The sequence below is a fragment of the Halorubrum californiense DSM 19288 genome, assembly GCF_000336875.1.
In the GTDB taxonomy this organism is placed as follows: Archaea; Halobacteriota; Halobacteria; order Halobacteriales; family Haloferacaceae; genus Halorubrum; species Halorubrum californiense.
This window is the reverse complement of sequence record NZ_AOJK01000052.1, coordinates 1-26,538: the sequence shown is the minus strand read 5'-3', so window position 1 is coordinate 26,538 and position 26,538 is coordinate 1. Positions and strand designations below refer to the sequence as shown.

Sequence of the window (26,538 nt, the reverse complement as noted above, 5' to 3'; positions counted from 1 at the left end):
GAGCGGCGGGGAGAAACGGCTCGCTGGCCTCGCCGGTGTGCTCGTCCTCGAACCGAGTGTGGTCGTGCTCGACGAACCGCTCGCAGGGCTCGATCCCGACCGGTCCCAGCTGGTCGCGGAACGGATCGAACACGTTCACGAGGACGGTATCAGTGTCGTCCTGTCGACGCACGACCTCGAATTTGCCGCCGAAGTCGCGGACCGCGTCTGCGTGATGGCCGACGGCAACATCATCGGAGGCGGAACACCCCGAGAGGTGTTCTACGACGACGCCCTGTTGGCTGACGCGAACCTTCACCCACCGAGCGCGGTTCGTGTGGCTCGTGACGCAGGGCTGGGGGCGACGGCACAGCCGGTGACCGAATCGGACCTCGTGTCGCTCCTGACGGAGGCTGGAAATTCGAACACCGCACCGACACCCTCCACGGACGGACACAGACATGACTGACTGCGTTCTTCGGTATCTCCCGAGACTTCTTGATGAGACTCAGCCGGGTGGTCGGAGCTCACGTGAGCGGTCTCCCACGACTCGGGAGTATTGTGATAATCAAAGATAGATCACCGATAAAATCACGAACAAGATCATGCGTACGAGCTTCAACATTCCCGATGACCTCCTGTCCGAGTTCGACGAAACGTGGCAAGCAGAAGGATTAAACTCGCGTTCGCGTGGCGCCCGCGAAGCGATACAAGAGTACATTGAGGCACACGCCAGATTAGAAGATATCGAAGGCGATGTTGTCGTCGTCATGACCCTCGATTACGAACACGAAGCAGTTATTGAAGACATCCACGACGTACAACACCAGTTTCAGGACATCATCACGACCACGAATCATATCCATGAAAGAGAATGGTGTCTCGAGACGCTCTTTTGTAACGGGCCAGCCTCGCGCGTCCGGACTTTCGCTTATCAGTTGCGCGATTTCGATACGGTGAGTCGTGTTAAACTGCTGCTCCTCGCCGAGCACTGAGCGGTGCTCAAGAATTAATGCGCTGATCGATGCGAGCATCGCCCAGTGAGGCGATCGAGTAATCCACCGCTTGGACATTCGGCACTGCTCGAACGCTGTTGACGAATCCAGATATTGCTTCTGTGGTCCCCTCTAAAACGTACAACTCCATACAGTTCTCGACCCGTGCGACAGCGGGCATCGCCCGCGACGTGCCAGTGTTCGTGCTCCCGGGAAGTGAGAACGCCGTCGAGCTCGCCACGGCAGAAATTATCGTCGAGGGAGCCCCGCATCTCTCCGGACTCGCAACCAGGCATACGAACGAGAAATCCGGGGGTGAGGCGCACTAATGACCCCCGAAGGACAGGAATCCAGCACACGATGAAATTGGTGAGACACAACTAATGACCCCGATAGAAGCAGACGAACTACTTCCGGCCGAAAAATCAGACAAGCGGTCATCGCCGGAGACGTCACACAGCTGCACCGCGGCGACAAACACGCCTCCGAGGGTGACCGCTTCGAAATCGACGACGTCATCTTTGAGGTGACGACGGTACGAGAACAGCGACAGGGTGATATGACGGACGAGGACGCCCGAGCCGAGGGCTCGCCGAACCTCGAAGCCTACAAAAAGCGAATCGAACGCACCCACGATACAACCTGGAACGACGACGATACCGCCGTCATCCATCGGTTCGAAAAAGTAGGATAACAACCCATTCGCTCTCGTGTAGACTGGCGGAATAGTGCGTTAACAGACCACTTACCCCCTTAATCTCGGCTACAGTATCTGAATACGTCGAAAATTCGATCAGAACGTCGGCCGTGAGAGCCAGTTCCGCCACACTACAGGAGAGTGCCCCTATTTTGACTCCGTTGAAACCCTCGGAATTTGACACAAACGGCTCGCTGTATACGGAGGGCCCGTCACAGCACGCCTGAATAATTAGGACAATCAAAAATAGAGTTCGCATTTTAGAAAGTTTCTTTTGTTTAAGGAGTTTAATAGTTGGTATAGTGATCCTGAGCCACATCGTGCTGGTGTTCGTCGCCGGGTTGGTAACTGCGTTAGCCACCGGACTGGGGGCAATCCCGTTCTTTTTTGTCGAGGAGTTCAGCGATAGTTGGAACGTCGCCCTCTGGGGAATTGCCTCCGGCATTATGGTAGCCGCGTCACTGTTCGGTCTCATCAACGAGGGGTTACAGTACGCCGCTGGAGGGTTTCCAGCCCTGATGATTGGTGGCCTCCTGACGGGTGTCGCCTTGGTTGAGGCGTCCGACCGTTTGCTCGATCGAATTGATATCGATACGGACGATCACGCCGAAACCAATCACAGACACGGTAACGACAGCGTCGGTGGGGAACATACCGACACCACGACAGAGATTAATACCGACGGTGGATCAAGGCCCGCCACAGATACTGGGACGCAGGGACCGGACGACCACCGACTGGAAGCGAAGGCGTTTGCCGACGGTGATCTGAAAACGCTGGTGTTAATCCTCGGTATCCTCACCGTCCACAGTTTCCCCGAGGGGGTCGCTGTGGGCGTCTCCTTTGCAGAACTTGGATTCGAGGGGGGCATGAACGTCTTCGGCGTCGCGATCCCTGTTCTGGCCGTTTTCATGACGGTCGCGATTTCGATCCACAACGTCCCCGAAGGGACCGCGATCGCAATCCCGATGCGTGCGATGGGGTTGTCGAAGTGGCGGATGGTCGGTGCAGCGGTGTTTTCTAGCCTTCCACAACCCATCGGGGCTGTTATCGCGTTTGCCTTCGTGACCTGGGCCGAGTCTTTCCTTCCGTTCGGGTTTGGCTTTGCCGCCGGTGCAATGATCTATCTGGTCATCACAGAGTTCATTCCTGAAGCCCTTGAGACCGGTAGTGACCTCCCGTACGGCGGTTACCGTGCACTTGTCGGTGGGATCTTTGCCGGGGTTGCGGTGATGGTGCCGCTGCTGTACGTCTGAACCGGCCGTCCGCTTCGAATCTTGACCGGCTATGGCGCCGTATGAGATACACGCTCCGACTCGCACGGTATCGGAGAATCATGATTCTGCTGTCCGTTCTTGTGTGTCGGGGTGAGAGCGTAGGACAAACTCTGTCAAAGGAAACGCCTATCGGCTCGCTTTGATTCAATCGTCGACTCCGAGGCGGTGATCCAGTCTGTATCCGCATCGGATGGAACGTCGAAGTCGGGAACGAACGGCTTGATATCCAGCAACGGAGTCCGATCGACGACATCGAACCCGGGTCCTTCCTCGGGTTGGTCGGGCCGAACGGGAGCGGCAAGAGCACGCTGCTCGATCTGATGCTCGGGCTTCGTCGACCGGACGAGGGCACGGTTTCGCTGTTCGGCGAGCCCGCGCACGAGTCTAACGCCGGCGAACGAATCGGATACGTCGCACAGGACGCGACGAAGGCGGCACGCAACATGCCGATCACGGTCCAAGAAGTGGTCGAATGGGGCGGTACCCGCGGCGGCTCTTCGGTCGGTTCTCGGCGGCGGACCGGCGAGCGGTTGAGGGGGCGCTTGAAGAGGTCGGTATTACTGATCTCGCTTCTCGGCGGGTCGGCCGACTGTCCGGTGGCCAACGTCAACGAGTGTTCATCGCCCGTGCGCTCGCCTCGGAGGCCGACCTGCTCGCGCTCGACGAGCCGACGGTCGGCGTCGACGGCGAGTCCAGAGAGGAGTTCTACAGCCTCCTACGCGACCTGAATGCGACCGGGCTGACCGTCCTCCTCATCGAGCACGACATCGGCGTCGTCACCACCTACGCGACGGATATCGCCTGTATCAACCGCCAGCTGTACTTCGACGGCAATCCGGACGAGTTCGTCGAGACGGGCGCCCTCGCGCGGGCGTACGGGACCGACCAGCACGTCCTCCAACACGACCACTAATCATGTTTCTCACATACCAACACCTCGCCGGAACGCTACTCGCCGAACTACCTGCCCTATGGTTCGGCCTCACGACCCCTATCGAGTGGTTCCTCGACACCGTGGTTGACCCCACCATGGACCTCCTAGCGGAGGTTCTCGGGGCGCCGATGCTTGCCTACCCGTTCATGTAACGGGCGTACCTCGCCGCGGTCTGTATCGCTGTCATCGGCCCACTGGTCGGAACCTTCCTCGTCCATCGGGAGATGTCGATGCTCAGTGATACGCTCGCCCACACCGCCTTCGCTGGCGTCGCCGTCGGTCTGTTCCTCAATTCGGCCCTCTCCCTTTTGTTGTCGCCACTGCTGACTGCGTTCGTCGTTGCGGTCGTTACCGCGCTGCTCGTCGAGTTACTCGTCGAACACGCCGGCGCGTACACCGACACATCGCTAGCGATGGTGCTTACGGGCGGGTTCGCCGTCGGGAGTATCCTCATCACCGCGACCGACGGCGGCATCTCCGTCGGTATCGACGCCTACCTCTTCGGGAGTCTCGCGACCGTCTCGACGGCGAACGTCGGGATCCTCGTCCTGATGAGTCTCATCGTCGGTGGCCTCGTCACGCTGACGTACCGGCCGCTGCTGTACGTCACGTTCGACGCTACCGCCGCACAGGCGGCCCGACTGAACGTCCGTCTCTACAAACGCCTCATGGTCGTGCTCACGGCACTGGTCGTCGTCAGCGCGATGCAAATAATGGGCGTTATCTTGGTCGCCGCGATGCTCGTCGTGCCGGTCGCCGCCGCGACCCAACTCGCCGGGAGTTTCAAGCAGTCCATCCTGTTGGCGATTATCGCCGCCGAGTTCGCGGCGATCGCCGGGGTAACGCTATCGTACGTTTACGGGATCGCGGCCGGCGGCTCGATCGTCGTCGCAGCGATCGCCGTGTACGTCGTCGCCCTTGGCGCTCGAAGACTACCGCATCGGCACCTAATCCTGGGACGGCCTCGCAGCCTGCGGCCCGGGCGGTCCCGAGACGGACTCGAAGTGGACGGAGGCGAGCGAGAGTGACCGTCAACAGACCGGACACGGGTCGCACGTCAAGCGGGCCAGAACCCTACGAGTACGTGATCGTCGGTGGCGGTGTTCACGGAACCTGTCTCGCCAACTACCTCCTCGCGGAGGGCGGACACGCGCAGCGGGAGATTTGTCTCGTCGATCTTCGCGAGCAGTTGCTCGCCTCGTTCGCGACGAGGGCCCGTCAGTGCGGCATGCGGACGCTCCGGTCGACGTATGTCCACCACATCGACACTGAGCCGTTCTCGCTCGAATCGTTCGCGGAAGGCGCGCATCGAGAGGCCGAACTCGTCTCGACGGAGAACTATCCGAACCGACCGACGCTCGAACTCTTTGTCGACCACGCCCGAAACGTCATTAATCGACGCGACATCGGCGAATGTCACTTCCAGTCGAAGGTGACGGGTGTTACCAGGTCCGAGACTGGTGATCGACTCGACGTACAGACGGACTCGGGGACGCTTGAAGCTCGCCGTGTCGTTCTGGCCGTCGGGCTCGGCAGCCCGCGGACGGTCCCGGCGTGGGGGAGGTCACTCCCGGACGACGCCCCGCTCGCTCACGTCTGGGACGACGATTTCAGCCCGGCGACAGCAGCGGAATTCGCGGGGCCGACATTCGTCGTCGGGGGCGGTATCACCGCTGCGCAACCCGCCTGTAGCCTCTCGGAGCACACGGACGTGACGCTCCTCTCGCGACACGACCTCGATATCGAACTGACCGAAGCCGACCCGTACTGGATCAACTGGCGACACGTCGAACAGGAGATTCACACGCTTCCGTCGGGGTCGAAGGCCCGTCTCGACCGGATTCGAGCCGCCCGCAACGACGGAACGATTCCCCCGTACGTCGAGCGTCGATTAGACGAAGCTCGCGATTGTCGTGACCTCGAGGTTCGACGCGGCGAAATCACGTCTACAGCCGCAACAGATGACGGATTATTTGTGCGGTTCGACGACGGAACGACGGCAGCGAACGCGCAGGTCGTGCTCGCGACCGGAGTCGGTCCGGTTCCGGAGCATCCGTTGGTCGAGGCCGTCGCCGAATCGTTGTCACTCGAACGCGGCGCGGACGGCTTCCCCGTCCTCGACGACCGGACCCTCGCGTGGCGAAGGACCGACGGCAGCCGTTCTGCGGTGTCTGTTTCGGGAGCGCTCGCAGAACCCAGTGTCGGTCCGTTCGCCCGGAACATCGTCGGCGCTCGTCGAGTCGCGGAACGGCTCCTCGCGTCACGAACTGAGGCTGCTTCGGAGAGCGCCTCGTCGGCTCTCAAAGGGAGGTCTTGAAATGCCGTCGAACGACCTCACGCTGGCAATCTCGTTACGGGCACTCGATCGGCTCGCACGACCGAAGCGAGCGTTCGACGACGCTGTAACGTGGACCAGTCACATCGGAATTATTTCTTCGGAACCGTCTTTCATCGAACGACGGCGGGTACGAGAGGCGGGATACCAGCAGGACTTCCTATCAGGTCCTCGAACGATCGAAGAGGCACTCGCGAGTGTACGCAAGCACTTCGAGACGCAACGGTACGTGTTCGTCGGGATCGACGAGCCCAGCAGGGCGAGAGAGACCGTTCCCGGCTGGACGTTCCAGCCGGTGACGGACGCCGCTGCGGCCGCAGACTGGCGGGTCGGGACCACACCTTCAGCCGAGGATGAGTGGCCCTGAAGAAGGGGATTTCTCGTGTTGTCGGACCGAACTGTCCGCTCAGTGGTTCTCGTGGATGTGCTCGCGCAGCCCGTCGGTCTCGTCGAACTGTTCGTTACACTCGGCACACGTGTTGTGGTGAAGCGCAACGTGCTGGGTCACGCCGGCAGCGCTCTGGAACTCTGAATCGCAGTTGGAGCAGGTGTACGACATTACATTAACAACCCAAGATCTTATATATTAAAACGATTATTAAAAAATAGGGTGGTGGAGTTGCTTCTCAGTATTAATTTTCCCCACCGAGATAAATAACGACCCGCCAGCACTCCGGCAGGGTACGCCAGTGACTAAACTTTCGCGGCTTTCAGCGCAGAGTGGAAGTCAACCCGAATTGGTCGGTGTCTGTGTACGGGCGAGAACGTGTTCGTCGTGACAGCGACAGTTACACCGGAAGAAGTCTACAGATAAGCAAGGCGAGTGCCTCGGGGCTTGACCCCGAGGGTGAAGCCGACACGAGCATTTTACTTACCACGATTCGTATAATAGAGCACAGTCAGAGAACCCAAAAGACGGATTAAAGATCTTAATCTAATGCTGACTGAGACACGATATGGAAATGTGGTGTCTCTCAAACCCACGTTGAAGACGTGGTGAGACGGACACTATCGGGTCGTGGTGGAGCGACCGACCCTCACGGACGCACCGAGCGTTCGGGTGTTAATTCCAACCGACTCCTATCGGGGGAGGTCGAGGGGAATTAAATTCGCCTGCGGGCACGGTGCTGAATCCTAAACGGTGAAGCCTCGGGGACGAGCCCCGAGGTACTTCACAGCGTAGCCGCTTTTTCCGAACAACCGAATCACTGCCAGAGCCGATGCGTTACTCTCGACCTCGACGTTGACGATCGATCGGTGCCCACGTTCGAGGGCCGCCATCGTCTCGCCAGTGTCAGGGCGTTCGGGCTGGAGCGACTCCAACAGTAACGTCTCGGTCGTCCACTTCCCAAACTCGGGGATTGTTCCATCGGACACCGCCGCTGCGATGGAACTGTCCTCGTGGAAGTGCTCCGCGATAGCGGGTCCGTCGAAATCTCTGAGTCTGTCACGGTGACGCTCCTCGAAGCGATCGACTACGAGGAACACGTCGGCGTCGAGTTGGGCTACGACGCGCTCGTAGGCGGCCACGCGGTCTAGCATCCCCGAGGTCACGACGGTGAATCGCCTCGGGGTCAAGCCCCTCGCCTACGACAGCGTGCGCAAACACACCGACCTCGGGAGTCAGCACGCGATTCTCGCCACCCACCAAGCCGCACAAGTCATCACCAGCTGTATCGGACGGAAGGCGAAGGGCAAGAAGGTGAGTAAGCCCACCTTCACCGCACCCACGGTGAAATACGACACCTGGACCATGACGCTGTTCGATGATGATACGGTGTCGCTCTCCACCACAGAGAGTCGCGTCCGGTGTCCGCTTGCCCTCCCCGACGCCGACGATGGCTACCAGCGACAGTACCTTGACTCCGACAAGTGGAGCGTCACAGAAAGTACGCTCACCGCCCGTGACGGCGACTACCTCTTACATATCGGTTTCCGCCGACCCAAGACCGATACGGAGCGGAACACCGCCGAGGACGGAACGGTCCTCGGGGTTGACCTCGGTATCGAAGATCTCGCCGTCACAAGTACCGCCTCCTTTGTCAGCGGTCGGGAGTTGACCCACGACCTCCATGAGTTCGAGAATGTACGAACTGGACTCCAACAGACGGGGGCGCGAAGCGCCCATCGGACCCTTGAACAGTCGAGTGGCCGGGAGCTTCGTTACGTCCGTGACGTACTTCACCGAGCGTCGAACGCTATCGTAGACGAAGCACTTCGGTATGAGTGCGACGTGATAGCGTTCGAGGACCTGAGTCACATCCGCGACCGAATGGGGGCGTCGTGGGGACACAAGTGGGCGTTCCGAACGCTGTACGAGCAAGTGGAGTACAAAGCCGAAGCGGAAGGTATCTCGGTGAAGCAAGTCGGGTCGGCGTATACGTCGAAGCGGTGCGCCGAGTGTGGGTTCACGGCAGACGAGAATCGCGCGACTCGCAACGATTTCCAGTGCGTGAAGTACGAGTCGGAGGCGAACGCAGATTATAACGCGGCGAAAAATATTGGTATGCGGTACGTCCGCCGGGGCCAACAGTCGTCTCGGCGGACGGGCAACAGTCAGCTTGCCCTGAAGTCTGGAACTGTGACGCCGATCGGCGGATTTACCGCCCACCCGGAAGGNGGTTTGAGGCCAAATTCATGGACAAGCCCCACCCTCCACGAGCGAACCCGTCAGGGTGAGCGAAGCAGGATAGTGTAGTTGACTCAGGCCGAAACAACATACTGATACACCGGATTACCGATGTCGAAAACTGAGACGGTACATACATCAACCACAGATGAGATGAACGTATCGTGGCGATGGGCTACCACACTGGCCATCCAACCAGTTCTGACAGCCGGAGTACTGGCCGGCGCGCTCCTGTTTGGCCTAGTCAGCACCGCAACAACCAGCTTCGGACTACCGAAATTCATTCCGTTGGTTCCCGGAGGGTTGACGCTCGTGTTCCTCGGAGTAGCCTTCTTCTACACACCGGTCTACATTGTGGGGCTGGCGCTGGACCGACGGCGTGTGCGAGCGACCGACGTGGCCTGGAGTCCATCAAGATTGATCCTACTGGGTGGTGGTGCACAGACCGTATACATCGCTATCCCGATAATACAGGCATACGGAGGTGAGACGTTCGAGGAACTAGTGTTCGGGTCGGTCGAACTCGCGGCACTCTTGTGTGCTGGAGTCGTGACAGTCCGGTATCTCGCAATCCGCGACAACAACCTACCCGGAGCCCCGGCGCTAGTCTCGCTGTGGTCCGGTGTGTGGCTCCGTGTCGCTCAAGAATTGCGTTCTTTGTTTTGAGTTGGGCGGTCCCTTGCGAAACGTACCAGATTATCGGTTCTAGCGCATTCGTGAGCAGTCTGGGCCAAGCATTGATTATAACTCAAGTGTAGGGTGTCATAGAAGAGTTGGCACGACATTTATTTCGTGTATCTACAGCCGAATCAGCTGATAGAACTCGCTTGCGTGGTCACCGCTCACGATACCACCGAGCCAAGCGCATACTGATTGCGAGACTGAGTCCGCCAGCCAATACTGCGCTGCTAACTCTCNGAACGAATTACCGATGGAAAGCTGCCACAGCATTGCGACGACAGCGAGGATACCTATCAGGCCCCAATCAAGATACCTGAGGGTGTTGTACCGCCTCATAATAAACGAATACACTGTCACAGGCATTTAGATTACATGTGTGCGCTATACTGACCGATCACTCTCCCCCGTAGATCGGCTTCGGTTCGTACCACATTCGCGCGCTCTATTCAGCACGACTGCGAAAAACTGTTGGCAACTTGGCGATTACATCGAACCCTCTACGAATGGTCGGTCGCGAGCGACGCGGAGGTCCCGCGAACGGAGTGAGCGGGACGCCGGTGAGCTTGCTCACCGGAAGGCGGCAGCGGCGAGCGGGGCGGGCCGTGAGGTACACNGGAGGTCCCGCGAACGGAGTGAGCGGGACGCCGGTGAGCTTGCTCACCGGAAGGCGGCAGCGGCGAGCGGGGCGGGCCGTGAGGTACACACCTGTCCAGCCGGCCACGACACTCAGCGACCCAGCTACCGTCTTGGCGGACTCAGAAAGGGCGAGGCCGCCTCGGTCGTCCCCCGACCCCGCAAGCACCGCAGGCACGAGGAGCGCAGCGGCGGTCATGGGATGCCGAGCGGCCGAGGGCTTTCGAGTGCCGTCGCCGGCGCTGGCTGTTCGGCGTCGCCACCCGGAGACTGGTTACTCTTCGAGACGGTGGAGCAATTGTGTGACGTACGGACTGTTCTCCCAGCTCCGATGCGGGCTGATCGTCGTGATCAGCGTTCGAGCCTCTTCGTGGCTCAGATGCGCGTTTCGAGCGTAGTCGACGATGAGCCGCGGCGTCGGGACGATCCGCGGGCCCTGTAGCACGGCGTGAATCAGTGGGAAGTTCGTTCCGCCGAACTCGTCGGTGAGAAACCCATCGACATCGAGCGCGTTCGCAAGGACAATCCCGTCGGTTTCGCCGTCGTCGAGCCCGAACGTCGGCCGGGAGTCCGGTGTATCCTCGCGCTCGTAGGGGTCCGCGACCGTGTAGTAGCTGCGGGCCGCGAGGACGTTGTTCGCAGCCGCGGCGTGGATGTCTTGATACTGCGCGATGTCACGGAGTTCGGCGATCACTTCTGGCGGCACGAACACGTCACACGAGGTGAGCAGAAACTGGAACGGGTCCGAAGTGTTAGTGTCGACCGCCGCGTCGGCGCGGGGAACCGCGAGACTGACGAGCGCACTAGTGTCGGCGACGACCGTACGCAGTCGCCGGCCGCTCATCGCTCGTCGTCGGCTACAGTATCGACCGCCGTCGCGTCGCCATCGTAGACGTCGACATCGTCGGGGGCAGCAAGATCGAGTGGTTCATCCTCGAGATCCGCTTTGAGAAGCCGGAGACGCTGGGCAGTCTCGGCGCCGACCAACTGCTTGACCGTCTCGAACTCAAGCTGGTCGTCGTAGTACTTCGTCGCGACTAACTCCTGGAACGTCTCGCTGTCGGCGGTGTCTTCGATGTATTCACGAATCGCGTCGACAAGCAGATCCGTCCGATCCTTGTCGAAGAGCTCCGCGATCGCATCCAGTCGGTCGACGAGATACTCCGGCGACTGGAAATGGACCCGTCGCGGATCATCACTAGCGCTCATTCTATGTGCACATTCTACACATAGAGTGATAACCGTTTCGGCGTTTGCACAGAGATTGCACATCGAAGCCCTGACGGGACCCTCCCACCAGTCTCAGCCGTCGTCCTGTGCGTTCAGCTCCTCGAGGAACCAGCTGGCTACCGTCCCGATCCGAACGGCGTCGACGTTACGCATCTCAAGGCCGTTCGTGGCGGTCCGGAACGGCTCGTCGTCGACAAGGATGCGGTGAATGACTGTCCGGACTGACTCCGTTCCGTACCTGTCGACGAGCGCTGCGACCGCCGTATCGAAATGCGTATTCTCGTGCTCGGCTCGCGGGTTCTGCGCTCGCTGGATCACGAGGTCAACCACATCGTCGACCGATGCGTGCTCGGGATTCGCGGTTTGCTCACGGACGGTATAGTGGGGCTCAGCATCAGGCATTTCGAGTCACTCCGTGATGTCGTCCGAATCGGTCCTCGCCGGGTCGGTGTCTCGTTGCCGGCGGATTGCAGCCAGCGTCTCCTTGAGCGTGTCCACACTCCTGATCGCCCCGAGCTCATTCGTAATCTCGCCGATGAGTGCGGCTCGCTCGATGGCAGTTTCGTCGCCGGCGGTCGTGTCGATCGATGTGACGCGAAGCGCCCGCGTTTCGTGCCAGCCACAGTCCCAACAGTCTCGGGTCACCTCGATATGCTCGTCCTCTTCGGCTGCGAGGATGGCGTCGGACAGTGACGTCGAAAGCGGCCGGTCCGGTCCGACCTCGAGGGTGACAGGGGACCCGCACGCGAGGCAGTCCATAGTCATCCCGAGGAGCGCCCGTCTGTTGAAGATAGCGGAGCGACGGGACAGCGACACAACCAGCGCTGCTGAGGTCGCGGGGTGAGACAGCTACGGACAACTGTGAACCTCCCGGAGTGGTCGCCGTTCCACTCACGTTGACGACCGTTCGGCGGGTCAGTCAGAGACGATGTGCGCGTCGAGGTCGCGCGTCCAGTACGTTGCGAGCCCGCCTGGACTACAGCGGGCGCACAACTGTAACGGGCCTTCCAGATGCCCCAGTTCAACGCGGAACCGCGTGAGCGCAGCGAGCGTGTCGACGACCAGCCCACAGCCGTCACAGGCGACGTGATCGCGCTCGTCGGGATTCGGCTCCGTCTGAGTCGCACAGTCGACGCAGATCGGGTGGGTAACCCGTTCGTCTTGTCCCCAAGTGTGGGCCTCGCCAGTCTCAGTATCGGGCGGGGCGTCGCAGAACGCACAGCCGACGAGCGTTTGCTGCATCACTCTTCCTCCGCATCGGCGTCGCGGCCGGCCGTCCAGCCACGGTGGAAGACGGCTAGCTGCGTCGATGAGTCAAACGCGGTACCGCCCGGCTCGTGAACCAGAATGTGGTCCTCGGGAACCGGAGTGACGATGTCCGCGTCGATGAGCTCGCTGACCAAGTTTTCGGCCGTCGCGTCGTCGACGTCCGCCGTGTCGACATCGGCGGCGTCGCGGTCCTGGGCAAGCTGTTCCTTCTCGAACTGTTCGTAGTCGGCACTCGTGTCGTCGTGAGGATCAGGACCAGGCATGGTGAATCACGGCGCGCACACTGTCGCGCGCTGTACGCCTCCCGGCGCCGATAAACAGTCAGGAGTGACAGCGTCAGTCCGGTCGCGGGTCGCGATAGCCGATGACGGCGATGTCGTCGATGAACAGGACGCCCTTCATGAAGTCGAGCTTCGTCAGACTGTGCTGGTAGAGGTTATGCCGACCAAGGTAGTTCACCGGCACCACCAGACAGCCGAACTCGATTTTCGGCCGCCCGTCCTTCTGGGTGCGGTACCCCTTCTGGAACTTGAGGAGGTCGTCGCTGACGTTCTTCCGCTCGCTCTTCTCGACCTCGATGGCGATGCGGGCGTCGGCGTCGTAGAGGTCGACGCTGTAGTTGAACCCCTGATGCGACCAGAGCTTACAGTTCGGGTTGTAGCCACCGGCGGCGTCCCCTTCGTACTCGTACTGCGAGAGCCCGTCAGCGATTGCGGCATCGAACGCCCCGACCTCCGTGTGCTTCGTCGAGCCGTCGAAGACGCTTGCTGGGACGGCTTCGACGGCCGCCTGAATCGACGCCAGCGACTCATCCGGAAACGCCTCGGACGAGGTTTGGGTGCGGCGCTCGCTTAGTTTGGTGACCTCCTCGACGACGACCATACTCGCTCTCGACGAACAGCGACCCGATAAAACCCGTCGCGACGGCCATTCGAGTCGACCGGCCGCCAAGTTTCACTCACTAGAGTATCAGGGCGGCGGGCGGGGACGAGGGAGTAGATCCAGCCTCAATGTTAACCAACACAGTGTCGGTTTCGGCCGGGAATGTTGGTTAACTTGGTTAACCAACGCTCCTCGCCGTTCAGAGACAGCCGTTGGTTAACAGTAGTCGCTCTTATGTAGAAACGCGTAAAGGAGTCGTTGAGTTGTACCCAGCAGCGAATTAGGTACGCCAACTAGGACCCAGATCGCTGGACGACAGCAGGTCTTCAAAATGTCAAATCNGAATTAGGTACGCCAACTAGGACCCAGATCGCTGGACGACAGCAGGTCTTCAAAATGTCAAATCGCCTTTCCGCGGCTCTACACAAGAGCGCACCAGTTTGTGAATAATAAGTAATAGGTCTCCGGTGAACCTGCCCGCAGCATTTCTCTTGGGCCGGCAGGAGGTAGTTCCCAGACAAGCTGATTCCATACTAAAACAAATGATCTCAACCACTCGTCGGAGGTTTATGCTTCGGTGTTGCTGAAACAGTTTGAGAAACATATAGTTCGACGTTCTATTTCACGAAAACACGTTTGACGCTGTTCCGATTTCCATGCCGTACATATCTAAAATCGGGGCCGTGTTCTTTCAACTTGTCCTCCCGGAGACTGACCGGACAGTACGGGGATCTGAACCGATCGACAAGCAGATCGAGATATGTCTGGAGTGTGATCGAGAGTTTGACTCGATACAAGTGTTCCAGACACTCTCAAACCTCGATGTGAACTACCTCATTCCGAAGCGAGTCTCCAGCTCCGAACGGGATGTACTTGAACAAATGGAGGAAGACGATCAAGAGGTGGCTGTTGAGCCAGCTTCTGTCCATGTGGCATCTGGATCGCATCCAATGCGGCTGCTGTACGTCCCGTCGACGAGTGGAGAGGGAACGTCCGTCTTCGCGACGAATCTTCGAGTCGGTCCCGAGAAAGCTGAGACATTCTGTCAGCGCTACAGCCGCCGGTGGCAGATCGAGAGTGAGTACAAATCGATCAAAGGTGATTTTCTCGCCAAGACCTCCTCGAAAGACTACCGCGTTCGATTGTTCTACTTCGTGTTCGCGGTCCTCTTGTACAATATCTGGCGGCTCACCGACTTCCTGCTGAAAGCGGGCGTGGGCGGTGAGATGGACTACGCACCCGTGTTGACTGCGGGTGAGTGTGTTGAACTCGTTGACTCGTCGTTGATTCCACACGACTAGCCGGTTGATGCCCCACTGAGTCTGCCGTTTGGGAGTGACAACCCCAATCAGGAGCGACAGAATCCACGCAATTTCGCACGCACGTCCGGTAGATGCGACCGGTAGAGATCCAAATCAGGACTGATCGGTGAGAAGAGCCACGAACTAATGCTAATTCGACCTAAAACTGACCCCATCCTCCGAAACTGTGGCAACTCCACGGGCCTAATTCTATATAGCGACATGGTGTTTATTAGTATTGTCAACCGGATCATATCGGCTCTCACGCCTGAAATCCGGGGATAATCTCTGAGTATCAGCAATAGGGCGGCAATTTGATTACTTTGTCTTATCTCGGTAAGACAGAGTAAACTCTTAGTGACCCCCACCCGTGGCCTCAACTGAGTCAATTCCAGAATTATGTCCAGCCCTTCCCTCAATGCCCGTCCCAGCCCGCTCGTCGGACCTGAAGCGGCGTATCGACGGTCCAACCCCCACACCCAGCAAGTCCAATGACGGGTCGTCGCTCCGTGGAAACGCCGATCGACGACACATTCAGCAAATACCTCACGGACAAGGGGAAAGGCGATGTCGGTGAGCAGGGGGCGTACCGAACTGACGCCGAGCGGGAACTCCGTCGATTCCATCAATGGTGTCTCGGTCAGACAGCTGACCCGGCGAACGCTTCCCCGCCAGAATCTTGGGAGGGCGTCGTCGACGGCGACACTGTTCGGTTCGCAGACCTCGACACGACGGTCTTCTCAGATTACGCCCGCTACCTCTCGACGTCGGGATACGCTGCCGGGACCGTGCTCACCTACTACGCGCACATCGCCTCGTGGTGCGGATGGTCGCACGCGCAGGGGTACATCCCACGTCACTACGCCCGGGAGTCGGACGCCGAGGACCCGCTCCCCGAGAACGATGGCCGGCGACCAGGCGACCAGCAATCGTGGGAGCCGATCCACCGCGATCTAATCACGCAGTTCGTCGACCGCCGTGTCTCCGAGGCGTTTGACACGCTCGGCGCAATCGAGGTCCCACAGGCCAAACACGGGGATCCGGAGAGTGAAGCTTGGCAAGCCAAACAGCGGGCTCGGTTCGAAGCCTACCAGCGCTGTCGTGAGCAAGCACTCGTGTACGTCATTGCTTATACCGGGCTGCGTGGGTCGGAGTTCCTTTCGGCGCCGAAGGAGGACCGCGAGGGCCGCAACGGAATCCGATGGCGTGACGTGTCGTTCGCGGACAGCAGTGTGACGGTGTTCCGAAAGAGTCGCGAGTGGAAGGAGGCCTCTCTCCCCGAACCTGTCATCACACCGCTACGTCGGTACGCAGAGGTGCTAGATGTCCCCGAGTCGTGGCCAGTGTTTACGACACTTCACCGGCCGTCACTCGCTTCACACGTCACCAAGGGCCTCACCGAACGTGGTCTTGATGAGGACGCGATTGAACGGATTCGTGGTGGGACCCCAGACCTCGTCGTCGCCGCCGAGCATGACCTGCCTGCGCCGAAACCGCTCACCACCGAGGGAGCCCGCTCGATTATGGACCAACTGTGGAATCATGAGGAACTCATTGAGCGACGGGACGAATTCGATCTCACGCTCGATGGTGACTATCTCGAGCTCCACGGTGGGCGTCGTGGCGTTGGGGAGGTACTCGTTCGGCAGTTCGGCTACGCCGCTGCAGCCCGATATCTTGATAATAGCGAGGAACAGGTCCGTGGAGCGTACCAGCATATCGAGGCGGCCGAGCGGGCCGACATGGCAACCGAGGCCTTCTCACAAACGGATAACCGAGTGAACGAGCACTAAAGCTGAAAAATCCTGTTTCAGAACTAGTTCTCCAAGAACTTATCTGGCTACTCAGCCTGACCCCTAGGTCTGTATGTGAGATTAACCGTTAAGAACCCCTGTGCTGTTGGAATTGCGGCCATTGTCAGAGAAACACCATTGATATCGAAAAGCGTAATCGACCAGTCCACGATAGGATTGATTCTGGCTGGATCGGCCGTGACTACATCAGCAACCAGCGATCGGAGGGAGATTCCCACCGTTACTATACGATAGTAATCTGTGTCGAGGGTAACTTATCCCTCCGGGAGCGCGTCGTAGACCTCACTGAGGGCATTAGTGACTTTCTCAGCGGTCTCATTCGCATATCTTTCGTGCCGCAAATCAAACCCGCTCGTGGGTTCGAAACTATCGAAAACAAGTTGACCAAGGTGCCGGAATCAGATCGAATCTCCGTCGCTTCAGAACACGAGCATCGGGCGGCACTCCCTGAAGATTGCGCATCTGTCGACTCACTGTTAAAATCCAAGCGAATGATACTGACGAGTGGACTGACCGACTATTCAATATTGAATTATTTACACCTCTCACCGACCAGTCTTGGACGTATTGTTCAGTTCCTCACGAAAGCCATATTCGTGAGATCAATACCGCTGGACACAACTGACTGATAGAAAAATTAGAAAACCTTAGAGCAACTACGAGGCGCAACTGTAGAGCCATACGATGATTCGTAGAAACGCTCGCTGTCGCTATCACCAACTACGAGCGCGAAGACAATCAGGGAACCGCGGTTATCACGGTGTGACAAGAGTTCTATGACCCCCTGCCATCACGCCAGCGAACCTGTTACAAAAGGTCCGCTGCGACCGATTCCGACCCAAACACATCGAGTGGAATCATTCGTGTTGGGCACCGCTGCCGCGGGGCGCTTATCATCTTTGACTTCACAACTGCCGCTCATCAGTATCCACAATCTCCTACGCAAGAGCGCTTAGCTAAACACCAATTCGGTTGATGCCTACGTCGAAAATCTCCCACTTCATGAGCAACGTCGCTCAGTTGGACTATACAGCGTCGGACGTTTCGACGGATGGAGGAGAATGACCAACCGCGTTGGCGAGGACGGTGTACCCGAGGTGGGTCAGAGACTGGCCTGTGAGGCCGAACGGGTGGAGGTTCCGTTGAGTAGGAGATGGTAACAGGCCGCCGAGAACGACGACTTCGCCGCCTCCGCTCGGTATCTGGATGGTCCCCGCGGTGACCATCGCCTTGTCCTCCTGCTGGTAGTGCCCCGCGACGGTGCCACCGACCGCCTCAAAGGCATCGCGGTCGACGCCGTACATTGGTGCCCCGTTGGCTGTCGTGGCGTATCCGAGTGGACTACTCCGGACGAGTTCGCGCTGGCCTGGCCGAGTCCCATCCAGCAGCGAGTGATCTTCGTTTCGCGTGCCCAGCGAGATCCCTGACTGCATAACTCGTTGTACGGCGTCCCTGGGAACAGACACAGAGAACTCGGACTCTCCGAGCATTCGGACCGCGCTATCGGTCAGAACAACCGTCTTCCCCTCCTCAGTCAGCGCCGTATTGAGGCTCTCAAGATAGCGCGACCGGTTGATACCTGTGTCAGTTGGGACGACCATGGCGTCGGTGTTGTCCACCCCCAACTCTACCGCATCCGTGTCCAGAACCCCGACCGGAGAGAGGGCGTCGCTCGCCGCCCTGTAGCTCGGTACGACGTCAGTGATGGAGGCATCGTAGTCTCGTTGATTGTAACCTAGTGCGGCGCGCGGGTCCAGCTGCTGGTCGGTCCTCAGCCGCGTTCGAACCGAGATGACAGCCGCCCGGTCGCCGTGCTCGTTGGAAAACTCCAGTTCCCAGGTTCCGGCTATCGGGTCGTTGACCCCCCAGACGAACCGGCCTTCAGGTGCCGTCGCAGTCGTGTACTGGTCGGCTGTTCGAACGACCGCGCCTGATGGGTCGTAAAGAGTGACGTCAGCCGCGCCGGCGGTGGCGTCGACTGTCGCGGTGAGCCGATGCGTCTCGCCTTCCCCCTCAACGGGCACAGTCGTCTGCTCGTCGGCCGGAACCGACACCGGTGTCTCTGTCGCGTCGATACCGCTCACTACGTCTCTGCTGGAACCGCCGCTCGCGACGGCGTCTTCATCACGACTCCCGACTGGGTAGGGAAGATCCGATGCAGTAACACGAGTATTACCCCCATCGATAAGCGCCACGTTCTCGCTGGTTGGATTCTCGATGGCTATGTCTTCGTTGCCGGTGTAAGAGGCGAAAGACTCGAATACAGTCTCGTAGGCTTGGACCTGTAGGTCAACGACGGCCGGATCGAAACTCATGCTGCCAATCCGGTTGTCCCACGCCATCTCTAAGGCTATACCACGAGCGCCTAATCCACCCGCCTCTGGAGAGCAACTTGCCCAGGAAGCGAACCCGCCACTCGTGTTGTACCCAACCATGTCTAAGATAGTTCCAGCAGCTAACGTGTCTGTCGGCACTGGCAGTGTCCGTTCAATTCCGAGGTAGGAAGCTGCCGCCTGTGCGCGCGCCTCGAACGCGTCTTCTCGCGCCGAAAGAATGTCACCGACTGCGTCGTTGAGTGCCGTCTCTAGGTGCCCCGCAAAATCGAATATTGCGTGCGCGTCGGTAAAATCAAACGTGGCATTACCCGCCAGTAGCTTTACCAGCTTCTCGGACGCGAACATCCCATGAAAGTCTACAGCCCAAGTGACGTTCTCGTAGCCACGCAAGTGATCTACAACGCCGAGTCCGCCCGGCACTTCGTGTTCGTAATCCCGCGGCTCTGCTGGAACGTCGCTGTCGGTACCTGCTCTATCGTCGCTCAGGTCCGTCCCTTTGGGTTCGGCTGGATAGTGGTCAGCGTTGATCCAACCGACTGTCGGATAGATTCTGTTGGGGTCGTGATCTGCGCCAGTGTTTCGTTTGAACGTGTTGCCAGCGTCGTTGAATCGAGTCTGGCCGAACCGACCGTCGACGGTGAACGGTAGCCGCGACACCCAGCCGTCGGGGTTAGGAAAGACAAGTACGAACGCAGTATCGTTGAGCGCGTCGGCGGCGTCGCTCACTCCGCGGCAGATATCTTCAACGAACCGGACGCCCGCCTCTACCCCGGCTCGCTCATCACCGTGGATTCCTAGGGAGGCCACGATCGTCTCTTTTTTATTGAACGCCGACCGGTCGCGAACGTCTTCACTCACTTCGACAACGTGGATGTCGTTACGGGCCACTGACTTCGACGCGACATTGAGCCACCCAGGGCTTTCACCTACGTGGACGTGCCGTACGGTATCGGGATGCTCGTTTTCGAGCTCTGCGACACCTTGAACGAACTCCGGATAGGAAACATAATCGACAGCATCGGCCGGCTCCGGGAATATCCGATCGGAGTAGTGTTCGAGCACCCAAAATGGGTTCGCTCCGGGAGCGTACAGTACAGTCGTCAGTGATCTGAACTCGAGCAGCTTGCGCCACGAGGCGGCGTCATTTGGTATCTTCGCGTACGCCGCCGGCGGGTCGGCCGCGGTCGTCGTCCGGACAGATTCGTACCCCAGTTTGTCGAGCCTGTCGAGTGCTGACTCATTTTCGAACAGGATCACGCTCGGAAGAAGCGCGTCTTTAGGCTCATTCTGGTGGGCGGTCCACCAGCGCTTTGAGAACCGGTTGTCAGGGCGTTCGGCGTCGGCTCTGACATCGGAACTCGCGCCAACGAGCGCACTCCCCCCCGCGAGACCAGCGACTGTTTGTAGAACGGTACGTCTATCTGTGAGTTTACTATTGCGTGACATATGGAGGGGTTTGCTTTTTCCAACAGTTTTTGACTGGCTTATACAGTATTATATGAATGGGTTGGGTATGATAAAAACAGCCGCAGTGTTTCAGCAGGTGAGACTCGGACTCGTTCCAGTCCCGGTACTGCTGGCGACCTGCGTCCTGTGTTCGCTCTTACGGTCGTCATAATTCCGTCCGGTATCCGATACCCTGTTTGTGGGTTTCGATCAGCTAGAGTCACCTAGTCTGGTGATCAGGTCAGAGACAGGAACGATAGGCGCAGAGACATCGATGGATTCCACAGACCCACGAGATATGTGAGTCGTGTCGTCACTGTACTCTCGGGTGTAACTGCTGTTCGAGGACCCACCCACAGAACGCCGTCTGGAGACGATGCTGGTTCCTTGTCTGCGGATCGAATTTAATATACGAATTTGCGGGGCGACATCCTTCCATGGGAGTTGGTCGTGAGAAACCCGGAGGTCGTTCTTCCATGGGGGTGTGGGTGTCATAGAAGGGTTCTCACACCGTTCTATGAGCGACATATATTTTTGACTAATCTCAATATTGTGGGTCAATGCGCTACCGTGACACCTCTCATCTAGGAGTTGGATTAGTTGCGGTGAGTGGTGGTCTTCTCGTGATTGCGGGAATCTGGTACGGTGACACGACGAACATCGTGATCGGAGCAAGCGTCTTGATAATGTGTGGTGGGTCTTTAGCCGCATTGACCGCTTCAGACACTTCTCAGTGATTACTGTACGGACTCCAAATCTATTTCTCCATTTCCCCTATGTGAAGAGTTCTATGACACGCTGTGGGGTGCTTTTTTGTGAGAACGTGCTCGGCGTTCGTCCATGAGGTGTCTATTAGACACAAAAACGCGCCGTCTCCACGCCTTTCCATGGGGTTTGTTTGCCGGATACGCGCCCTCAGTCCTCTATAGGGTCGGTGTGTCATAGAGCTATCCTCAATCGAATATAGCCGCATAGATTGAGTGGTGAGATACCCACCAAATTGGAATGATATTTTATTGGTATGTGAGATACAGAGCGCATATTCAGTAGTTGAAACAGTGGCTTAGCTGTTAATGCGAAGATAACTCAACGTTTAATTGATACAACTTCGCTATGATCGATCAAATGACGTCACTGGGCGAGTGGCTCCATGGTGGATCGTTTAATTACGCCGAAACGAATACTGCCCTGCTCAGTTTGCTTGGTCTCGGTCTGAAAACTATTCAGTTTGTCTTGATGTCGTGGATGATGGCCGCAACGCGACTCGCCACGCTTCAGCCAGAGCCGTCGTCGAAGTTCTTCGCACTCCTTCTGGGGGCTATCCCCGGGGTTATGCTTGGGGCCATCCCGCCGTATCTCGTACAGTATTGGGACTGGCTTGACCCATTAAACGACTCGTGGACGACCGGACTACTCGGTCAAATAATTCTGTTTGGCACATACAGCCCCCTCTTTATTTTTCATCCGGTGACTGGTGTTATATTTGCGATCCTGTATCTTATCTGTCGGTCTGGGATGGTCGGTGTGATCTATATTGGGTCTCGAATTGGCATCGTCAGTGCGAATTATACCGGATCTTGAATCAACGTCTTGACTACTATAAACCGGTTTCACTCAAACACGTTCACTATTCAGCTCAGTATTATTACAGTGGTCTTTGGCCCCCCTTGGATGGGCTAGTGGGTACTTGCTTGCCGTCTCTTTTTGATATCGCTCCAAGTTCCCATAGGATCGCCGGACTGCTCGGGTGGAGCTTCGCGCTGCTGCTTCATATGGTTTATACGGCGACGCTCTTCTGTAGGAGATTGTTGATACTGGCGAGCTGTGGCTGTGGAGTCGAAGAGGACAAGCACACCGCGTCAGCGGTGTCCGACACGAATGATTCCGCTAGATGCGTTTGGGTCGGAATCGGTCGCAACGGACCTGCTCCAACAGGTTCGCTGGCGTGACGGCGTTTCCTGTCCTCGCTGCCGTTCTGACCGAACGGTCAGAAACGGCAGCTACGGGCAGTTTCAGCGGTATCTGTGTAAGGATTGCGACCGCACGTTCAAGGATAAGACCGACACGATCTTCGCTCATTCGAAGATCGCACTCCGCAAGTGGCTGTTCTCGATCTGCGCGTTTTTGCGGTTTAACACGAGCCTCAGGCAGTTACAGTGCGAAATCGAGGTTACCTACAAAACGGTCCACAGGCGTGTCGAGCGCTTTGCCGAAGCGCTCGACGCGCCGTCACTCGATCTCCGTGACCCGGTTGAAATTGACGAGTTCTACGTCTCTGTTGGCATAAAAGGCCGCGAGCGCGACCGCTGGTCGCGCTCTCGCGGCCTCGCCCGACGCGGGCGCGGAACGTATGATCAAGACAAACCGCCTGTGTTCATTCTCGTGGATCGCGGCACCGAGCAACAGTACGTTGTGCCAGCGAAATCCGCAGACGAATCGACGATCCGGCTCCTGCTGGCTGACCGCCAACAGGAGCCTTTCACCGTCTATACCGACGGATTTTGCGCGTACGATCCGCTTACAGAAGACGCCCAATCCGACCGCGAATACGTCGTTCACGGCGACGGCGAATACGCCGACGACACGGTCCACGTGAACACCTGCGAGAGCCACGCGTCGCTGGCGCGACGGTGGCTCTCGCCGCATCGAGGCATCTCAAAAGACCGCCTCACACAGTATCTCCGAGTGTTCCAACTCAGACGAGAGTTCTATCACAAACCCGGATAAAAAGCGCTCAAACACGCCGTCAAAGCAACTCTCTGAAATCAACAATGTGCTACACAAGAGCGAGTCAACAAAATCAAGTAAAGAGCACTGCCGATTAGCGTTGTAACCCAATGGCTGATCTGCTTCCTCCGCAGACCTCGTTGATGAACACAAAACTCCTCTCGATACTGGTGGCAAATATCATCCCAGTAATTGGGCTCGTGATACTTGATACATCTGTAACAGCCTTGTTAGTATTCTACTGGCTCGAACTCGGCGTGCTCGTCATCTGGGCCGTCGTACGCGCATTGTTTGCTGGCCACCGACCTGACCAGACGGGTGGGGTTGAGGATCTCGCGGGCGCTTCAGGAGCGGCGGCACGGATTCTTTTCTCTAAAACCGAAGGTGGCGACTCCTCATCCAGTGGTAGCAGCATACTACAGAAGCGATTCGTGATCCCGCGGACTAACGTTGGCGTCTACGTCGGAACTGTTCCTGCGTTGTTTTTTATAATCCCTTTACTTGCTAGTATCTGGATTGGATTTGGAGGATTTGTTGCTGGCCCAGTCGTTGCTGCGTCACACTCAACTACTACGTCAGCATGGGTTGTGACTGGCGCTAGTTTTATATTTCTTAGCGAAGGAGCTCAAACAGTATTGGAGTACTTTTACCGTGGCAAACACCGTGAGACATCTGCTTGGACGGCTGCTAAAGGAATCTTTTGGCAGGGCTTTGCGTTGTCTGGCGCTGGATTACTTATCCTGTTACTTGCATATGAGTCTACAGAAGGGAGCGCTACTAGTATCGAAAGTGCGGCTCGTGACCCGTTGATTGTCACCGCAATCGCTTCTAAATTCCTTATCGATCTCGTAAGCTATTATCTCGATAGCCGTGACCAGCCGCTGCGAGAAGCGCTCTAGCACGAGCCTCCACGCGAGCCGTAAATTCTCGGGGGAGATGATGATCGCTGGAGTTGTATTAGAAATCAATGGCTCAGTTGAAATCCTCAGCAATTGATATATTCTTATCCAGTCGCGGTTAGTATAGAGAACTCACGTACCGATTAACCCGAGTACTTCCCCGCTACCTGTCAGGAAAGTCGTGCGAGATACAGAGGGTGAATTCAGCAACCAACCCCAGTTGTTTTATTTTCGATTTCAGTAGAAGTGCTAACAAACCGAAAGAGCGAATTTGTAGTGTTATCTAGGGCAAAGTGGAAAGAAAAGACATGATATCTGGAATACTTACCCGTACAGAGCAAGCACTGCTCTTGGGTCTTGGCTCCTCGTTTTTTGTGTACGGTGCCGCCCAATGGACGGGTTTTGTCACGTACACCCCTCCTGCCATTGTCTATATTATTGTAGGCATTGTCGCCTTGCTTTGGGTGTGTCAGTTAACCGTCGTTCATGACATGGCTCGCCTGAGCCCACAGATTCGATTCATTACCGGTTGACTGAATCAGTCCAACCGACTTGCGTACTATGTCGGTCACGCTGTTACTGACAAGTATTGAGTAGATCACGTGAACGCTGCTATATACAGGGCGCGTATCTCGCACTACTATTAGGCGCGCGGAGTGCTCAACCGTCTACAATTCGTCGAAGTCACCAATAGCACCAGCCATGCCGAGAAGCATTAGTCCGAAGCCAGCAAACCCAGCGGGTACTGACGCTTGGAGGAGCAGCGACCCTGTGAATGCTCCGATNCCAGCCATGCCGAGAAGCATTAGTCCGAAGCCAGCAAACCCAGCGGGTACTGACGCTTGGAGGAGCAGCGACCCTGTGAATGCTCCGATACCTCCGATGGTGGCTCCTCGTTTCCTTGCCGAACGATTAGAACTGCCACGAGAAAGCGAAAGCCATTGTTGTCTATGCGCCAAGATCATTGATGTTGTAGCAGCGTAAAGCGGGACAAGGGAAAGCGTGATTAGGTGATCAGTTGCGGCGAGTTCTACAACAAGGATCGTAACTATCAGTCCAACACCCAGAGAAATGGTGTACCGGAGGGCAGGGTACATACATCAAACTGCGGTGACTGGAAATAAATACGATGCGGAATCTGAATCTGTAATTTGTACATCTACTAAGCGATGAATTCAGCATCAAAAAGTAGATATAAACAAATCTGGTTTGCCACAGGCAGCCTCTGTATCGGTCACGGATGTTTTGATAGAAAGTGAATAAGTTAGACACGATCCTGCGAGATACAAAGCGCGTATCTACCTTGAGACGACCTTTTGATAGCCTTCCTGGAGAAGTTGCCCCGTACCTGCGATAGTAAGTATTACTCCGCCAGTTACAACCGCTGAGTGGACGATTTCATATGACGGAAACGGCGTGTACCGACCGAGAATGAGCAGCGTCGTCGCTATTATCCACAGACCGTACAATCCAATACCAGTTTGACGGAGGGTCTCGCGCATGGATGGTCTTCGGAAGCCGGTCCACTTCTTTTTGATGTTCCCTACTGATTACAACTTCTATAGTCAGCACGCCCGAACTGACAGCCATCGAGGAGATCATTCGAGCGGTACTGAACACAGCGCGCGAACGTGGGACGAACTGAGGCCGATTACCGGAGAGAGTGATCGGTCAACACAACTGCTGTACTAGCTTGAACCGCAACCAGTCTACCGGGTCGTTAGTCAGCAGGCACTTCCTGCTTCGGTACATAGTCTCCGAGTTGACCGGGGACCGCAGGCAGAGTACCATCCCGCGTCAACGTCTGTGACCCGGCATACAGCGCAATGATCGACGCACAGAGCAGATATAATACGGTGTCTCCCGACAGGATGTCAAACACGGCAGGTACGTCTCCAGCAGCGTCCCCGATACGGGGCATATTATGCGAAGCATGGGCGATCATCACGGCTGGCAACGCTCCCTCTGTGTTGTTGTACAAAAATCCAAGAATGACTGATATAGCTGTCACATTCACCATACAATACCAGAAAAAGGTAAAATATCCGGTTCCAGTGAGTATCATTGGGACGTGCCAAAGGCCCCAGATGACGCCAATCCCTATACCCGCGTGGAGCGCACTGAACCGCTGCTGGAGACGGGGTTGTAGGAAGCCACGCCAACCTAACTCTTCTAGTACACCAGCCAGAAACAGTGTGACACCGAACGTAAAGATGTAATCGCTGATTGGGGCATACGGAACCGCCACGTCGGCACCGAGAAGCACCGCAACTATTGTCTCGGCTTCGGTTCCGACCATCATGATGGCGATACCGATGAGATACCAGTAAATACCAGCTCGCAGGTTACGAAGTTGTCCAAGCTGCTGTGTTAAATAGCGATCTAATCGGCTAATATCGCGGAGTAGAAGGACGAAGCCGAGGAAATCGATTCTGTCCATGGAAGTCGATATCCTCGACTTCGTTGAGCAGTGT

22 protein-coding genes and 8 pseudogenes are annotated in these 26,538 nt (G+C 57.4%); 16 read left to right on the top strand and 14 right to left on the bottom strand.

Annotated features, from left to right (window positions below):
* Both C463_RS17795 and C463_RS17790 read left to right on the top strand, forming a co-directional pair.
* On the top strand, nt 1-448 hold a 448-nt coding region (locus tag C463_RS17795), incomplete at its 5' end, for an AAA family ATPase (protein WP_152422400.1).
* Nucleotides 449-584: 136 nt separating this feature from the next.
* Nucleotides 585-974 (top strand): CopG family ribbon-helix-helix protein, encoded by a 390-nt coding sequence (locus C463_RS17790; protein ID WP_008443562.1) that lies wholly within the window; start codon nt 585-587, stop codon nt 972-974.
* A 7-nt stretch (nt 975-981) separates the two neighbouring features.
* Here C463_RS17790 and C463_RS18660 read toward each other — a convergent pair.
* Nucleotides 982-1,128 (bottom strand): annotated as a pseudogene (locus tag C463_RS18660) (nickel-responsive transcriptional regulator NikR); the annotation flags it as partial.
* Between the two features lie 4 nt (nt 1,129-1,132).
* Between C463_RS18660 and C463_RS19705 the strand changes: the two are divergent.
* The 3 genes and pseudogenes from C463_RS19705 to C463_RS10510 all read left to right on the top strand — a co-directional run.
* Nucleotides 1,133-1,303: pseudogene (locus tag C463_RS19705) on the top strand (MogA/MoaB family molybdenum cofactor biosynthesis protein); the annotation flags it as partial.
* Nucleotides 1,304-1,533: 230 nt separating this feature from the next.
* Complete coding sequence (locus C463_RS20025; RefSeq protein WP_008443559.1) at nt 1,534-1,668, top strand: hypothetical protein; 135 nt, start codon at nt 1,534-1,536, stop codon at nt 1,666-1,668.
* Nucleotides 1,669-1,970: 302 nt separating this feature from the next.
* The gene (locus C463_RS10510) at nt 1,971-2,927 is read left to right on the top strand and encodes a ZIP family metal transporter (RefSeq protein WP_049905812.1); all 957 of its coding nucleotides are present in this window, start codon (nt 1,971-1,973) and stop codon (nt 2,925-2,927) included.
* Nucleotides 2,928-3,061: 134 nt separating this feature from the next.
* Here the strand turns inward: C463_RS10510 and C463_RS20160 are convergent.
* A pseudogene (locus tag C463_RS20160) lies at nt 3,062-3,208 on the bottom strand (tRNA (N6-threonylcarbamoyladenosine(37)-N6)-methyltransferase TrmO); the annotation flags it as partial.
* Here C463_RS20160 and C463_RS10505 point away from each other — a divergent pair.
* The 4 genes and pseudogenes from C463_RS10505 to C463_RS10490 all read left to right on the top strand — a co-directional run bounded on the left by C463_RS10505 (nt 3,173) and on the right by C463_RS10490 (nt 6,584).
* A pseudogene (locus C463_RS10505) lies at nt 3,173-3,861 on the top strand (metal ABC transporter ATP-binding protein). The pseudogenes C463_RS20160 and C463_RS10505 sit on opposite strands and share 36 nt — an antisense overlap.
* Nucleotides 3,862-3,977: 116 nt before the next feature.
* Nucleotides 3,978-4,910, top strand: a pseudogene (locus C463_RS10500) (metal ABC transporter permease).
* Nucleotides 4,907-6,199 carry an FAD/NAD(P)-binding protein gene (locus C463_RS10495; protein WP_008443544.1) on the top strand — a complete coding sequence of 431 codons (1,293 nt, stop codon included), beginning with the start codon at nt 4,907-4,909 and terminating at the stop codon, nt 6,197-6,199. Before C463_RS10500 ends, C463_RS10495 begins: the two are co-directional and overlap by 4 nt.
* Before the next feature lies 1 nt (nt 6,200).
* Nucleotides 6,201-6,584, top strand: a complete 384-nt coding sequence (locus tag C463_RS10490) for a DUF7124 domain-containing protein (RefSeq protein ID WP_008443542.1) — start codon at nt 6,201-6,203, stop codon at nt 6,582-6,584.
* Nucleotides 6,585-6,623: 39 nt separating this feature from the next.
* On the opposite strand, the gene C463_RS19230 is transcribed toward C463_RS10490, so the two are convergent.
* Complete coding sequence (locus C463_RS19230; protein WP_008443541.1) at nt 6,624-6,776, bottom strand: hypothetical protein; 153 nt, start codon at nt 6,774-6,776, stop codon at nt 6,624-6,626.
* A gap of 575 nt (nt 6,777-7,351) precedes the next feature.
* The gene (locus C463_RS10485; protein ID WP_152422399.1) at nt 7,352-7,747 is read right to left on the bottom strand and encodes a hypothetical protein; all 396 of its coding nucleotides are present in this window, start codon (nt 7,745-7,747) and stop codon (nt 7,352-7,354) included.
* 10 nt (nt 7,748-7,757) lie between these two features.
* On the opposite strand from C463_RS10485, the pseudogene C463_RS10480 reads away from it, so the two are divergent.
* Both C463_RS10480 and C463_RS18650 read left to right on the top strand, forming a co-directional pair.
* Nucleotides 7,758-8,896, top strand: a pseudogene (locus C463_RS10480) (RNA-guided endonuclease InsQ/TnpB family protein).
* Nucleotides 8,897-8,957: 61 nt separating this feature from the next.
* The gene (locus tag C463_RS18650; RefSeq protein WP_152422398.1) at nt 8,958-9,512 is read left to right on the top strand and encodes a hypothetical protein; all 555 of its coding nucleotides are present in this window, start codon (nt 8,958-8,960) and stop codon (nt 9,510-9,512) included.
* A gap of 922 nt (nt 9,513-10,434) precedes the next feature.
* Here C463_RS18650 and C463_RS10470 read toward each other — a convergent pair.
* The 8 genes and pseudogenes from C463_RS10470 to C463_RS17775 form a co-directional block, all read right to left on the bottom strand.
* Entirely contained in the window at nt 10,435-11,004 is a 570-nt protein-coding gene (locus C463_RS10470) for a hypothetical protein (protein ID WP_049905810.1), read from the bottom strand.
* Nucleotides 11,001-11,369 carry a hypothetical protein gene (locus C463_RS10465; protein ID WP_008443531.1) on the bottom strand — a complete coding sequence of 123 codons (369 nt, stop codon included), beginning with the start codon at nt 11,367-11,369 and terminating at the stop codon, nt 11,001-11,003. The genes C463_RS10470 and C463_RS10465 overlap by 4 nt, the downstream gene beginning before the upstream one ends.
* A gap of 93 nt (nt 11,370-11,462) precedes the next feature.
* Complete coding sequence (locus tag C463_RS10460; protein WP_008443529.1) at nt 11,463-11,792, bottom strand: hypothetical protein; 330 nt, start codon at nt 11,790-11,792, stop codon at nt 11,463-11,465.
* 6 nt (nt 11,793-11,798) lie between these two features.
* A complete protein-coding gene (locus tag C463_RS10455; protein WP_049905809.1) occupies nt 11,799-12,149 on the bottom strand; it encodes a hypothetical protein in 351 nt (116 codons plus the stop codon).
* A 156-nt stretch (nt 12,150-12,305) separates the two neighbouring features.
* Nucleotides 12,306-12,632, bottom strand: a complete 327-nt coding sequence (locus C463_RS10450; protein ID WP_008443524.1) for a DUF7558 family protein — start codon at nt 12,630-12,632, stop codon at nt 12,306-12,308.
* Entirely contained in the window at nt 12,632-12,922 is a 291-nt protein-coding gene (locus tag C463_RS10445) for a hypothetical protein (RefSeq protein ID WP_008443522.1), read from the bottom strand. The genes C463_RS10450 and C463_RS10445 overlap by 1 nt, the downstream gene beginning before the upstream one ends.
* Before the next feature lie 73 nt (nt 12,923-12,995).
* Nucleotides 12,996-13,541: a hypothetical protein gene (locus tag C463_RS10440; RefSeq protein WP_008443520.1), complete on the bottom strand. Its 546-nt coding sequence runs from the start codon at nt 13,539-13,541 to the stop codon at nt 12,996-12,998.
* 567 nt (nt 13,542-14,108) lie between these two features.
* Nucleotides 14,109-14,227: pseudogene (locus tag C463_RS17775) on the bottom strand (IS6 family transposase); the annotation flags it as partial.
* An 84-nt stretch (nt 14,228-14,311) separates the two neighbouring features.
* On the opposite strand from C463_RS17775, the pseudogene C463_RS10435 reads away from it, so the two are divergent.
* Both C463_RS10435 and C463_RS10430 read left to right on the top strand, forming a co-directional pair.
* Nucleotides 14,312-14,842 (top strand): annotated as a pseudogene (locus C463_RS10435) (transposase); the annotation flags it as partial.
* A 491-nt stretch (nt 14,843-15,333) separates the two neighbouring features.
* Nucleotides 15,334-16,635, top strand: coding sequence for a hypothetical protein (locus C463_RS10430; RefSeq protein ID WP_049905807.1), 1,302 nt, complete (start codon nt 15,334-15,336; stop codon nt 16,633-16,635).
* A gap of 1,046 nt (nt 16,636-17,681) precedes the next feature.
* Here the strand turns inward: C463_RS10430 and C463_RS10425 are convergent.
* Nucleotides 17,682-20,438, bottom strand: a complete 2,757-nt coding sequence (locus tag C463_RS10425) for a M14 family zinc carboxypeptidase (protein WP_152422397.1) — start codon at nt 20,436-20,438, stop codon at nt 17,682-17,684.
* A gap of 1,125 nt (nt 20,439-21,563) precedes the next feature.
* Here C463_RS10425 and C463_RS10420 point away from each other — a divergent pair.
* The 3 genes from C463_RS10420 to C463_RS17770 all read left to right on the top strand — a co-directional run bounded on the left by C463_RS10420 (nt 21,564) and on the right by C463_RS17770 (nt 24,064).
* Nucleotides 21,564-22,019, top strand: coding sequence for a hypothetical protein (locus tag C463_RS10420; protein WP_152422396.1), 456 nt, complete (start codon nt 21,564-21,566; stop codon nt 22,017-22,019).
* A gap of 297 nt (nt 22,020-22,316) precedes the next feature.
* On the top strand, nt 22,317-23,165 hold the full coding sequence (locus C463_RS10415; RefSeq protein ID WP_008443513.1) for an IS1595-like element ISHca2 family transposase: 849 nt from the start codon (nt 22,317-22,319) through the stop codon (nt 23,163-23,165).
* Nucleotides 23,166-23,308: 143 nt separating this feature from the next.
* Nucleotides 23,309-24,064 (top strand): DUF6498-containing protein, encoded by a 756-nt coding sequence (locus C463_RS17770; protein ID WP_080510812.1) that lies wholly within the window; start codon nt 23,309-23,311, stop codon nt 24,062-24,064.
* 1,720 nt (nt 24,065-25,784) lie between these two features.
* Here the strand turns inward: C463_RS17770 and C463_RS10405 are convergent.
* The coding region (locus C463_RS10405; RefSeq protein ID WP_008443510.1) for a CPBP family intramembrane glutamic endopeptidase at nt 25,785-26,538 on the bottom strand (754 nt) is incomplete at its 5' end.

What these genes read in the sequence shown, in the direction of transcription:
- C463_RS17790 (WP_008443562.1), top strand. Translation starts at nt 585, where the DNA reads ATGCGTACGAGCTTCAACATTCCCGATGACCTCCTGTCCGAGTTCGAC.
- C463_RS20025 (WP_008443559.1), top strand. Translation starts at nt 1,534, where the DNA reads ATGACGGACGAGGACGCCCGAGCCGAGGGCTCGCCGAACCTCGAAGCC.
- C463_RS10490 (WP_008443542.1), top strand. Translation starts at nt 6,201, where the DNA reads ATGCCGTCGAACGACCTCACGCTGGCAATCTCGTTACGGGCACTCGAT.
- C463_RS19230 (WP_008443541.1), bottom strand. Translation starts at nt 6,776, where the DNA reads ATGTCGTACACCTGCTCCAACTGCGATTCAGAGTTCCAGAGCGCTGCC.
- C463_RS18650 (WP_152422398.1), top strand. Translation starts at nt 8,958, where the DNA reads ATGTCGAAAACTGAGACGGTACATACATCAACCACAGATGAGATGAAC.
- C463_RS10470 (WP_049905810.1), bottom strand. Translation starts at nt 11,004, where the DNA reads ATGAGCGGCCGGCGACTGCGTACGGTCGTCGCCGACACTAGTGCGCTC.
- C463_RS10465 (WP_008443531.1), bottom strand. Translation starts at nt 11,369, where the DNA reads ATGAGCGCTAGTGATGATCCGCGACGGGTCCATTTCCAGTCGCCGGAG.
- C463_RS10460 (WP_008443529.1), bottom strand. Translation starts at nt 11,792, where the DNA reads ATGCCTGATGCTGAGCCCCACTATACCGTCCGTGAGCAAACCGCGAAT.
- C463_RS10455 (WP_049905809.1), bottom strand. Translation starts at nt 12,149, where the DNA reads ATGGACTGCCTCGCGTGCGGGTCCCCTGTCACCCTCGAGGTCGGACCG.
- C463_RS10450 (WP_008443524.1), bottom strand. Translation starts at nt 12,632, where the DNA reads ATGCAGCAAACGCTCGTCGGCTGTGCGTTCTGCGACGCCCCGCCCGAT.
- C463_RS10445 (WP_008443522.1), bottom strand. Translation starts at nt 12,922, where the DNA reads ATGCCTGGTCCTGATCCTCACGACGACACGAGTGCCGACTACGAACAG.
- C463_RS10440 (WP_008443520.1), bottom strand. Translation starts at nt 13,541, where the DNA reads ATGGTCGTCGTCGAGGAGGTCACCAAACTAAGCGAGCGCCGCACCCAA.
- C463_RS10430 (WP_049905807.1), top strand. Translation starts at nt 15,334, where the DNA reads ATGACGGGTCGTCGCTCCGTGGAAACGCCGATCGACGACACATTCAGC.
- C463_RS10425 (WP_152422397.1), bottom strand. Translation starts at nt 20,438, where the DNA reads ATGTCACGCAATAGTAAACTCACAGATAGACGTACCGTTCTACAAACA.
- C463_RS10420 (WP_152422396.1), top strand. Translation starts at nt 21,564, where the DNA reads ATGACGTCACTGGGCGAGTGGCTCCATGGTGGATCGTTTAATTACGCC.
- C463_RS10415 (WP_008443513.1), top strand. Translation starts at nt 22,317, where the DNA reads ATGATTCCGCTAGATGCGTTTGGGTCGGAATCGGTCGCAACGGACCTG.
- C463_RS17770 (WP_080510812.1), top strand. Translation starts at nt 23,309, where the DNA reads ATGAACACAAAACTCCTCTCGATACTGGTGGCAAATATCATCCCAGTA.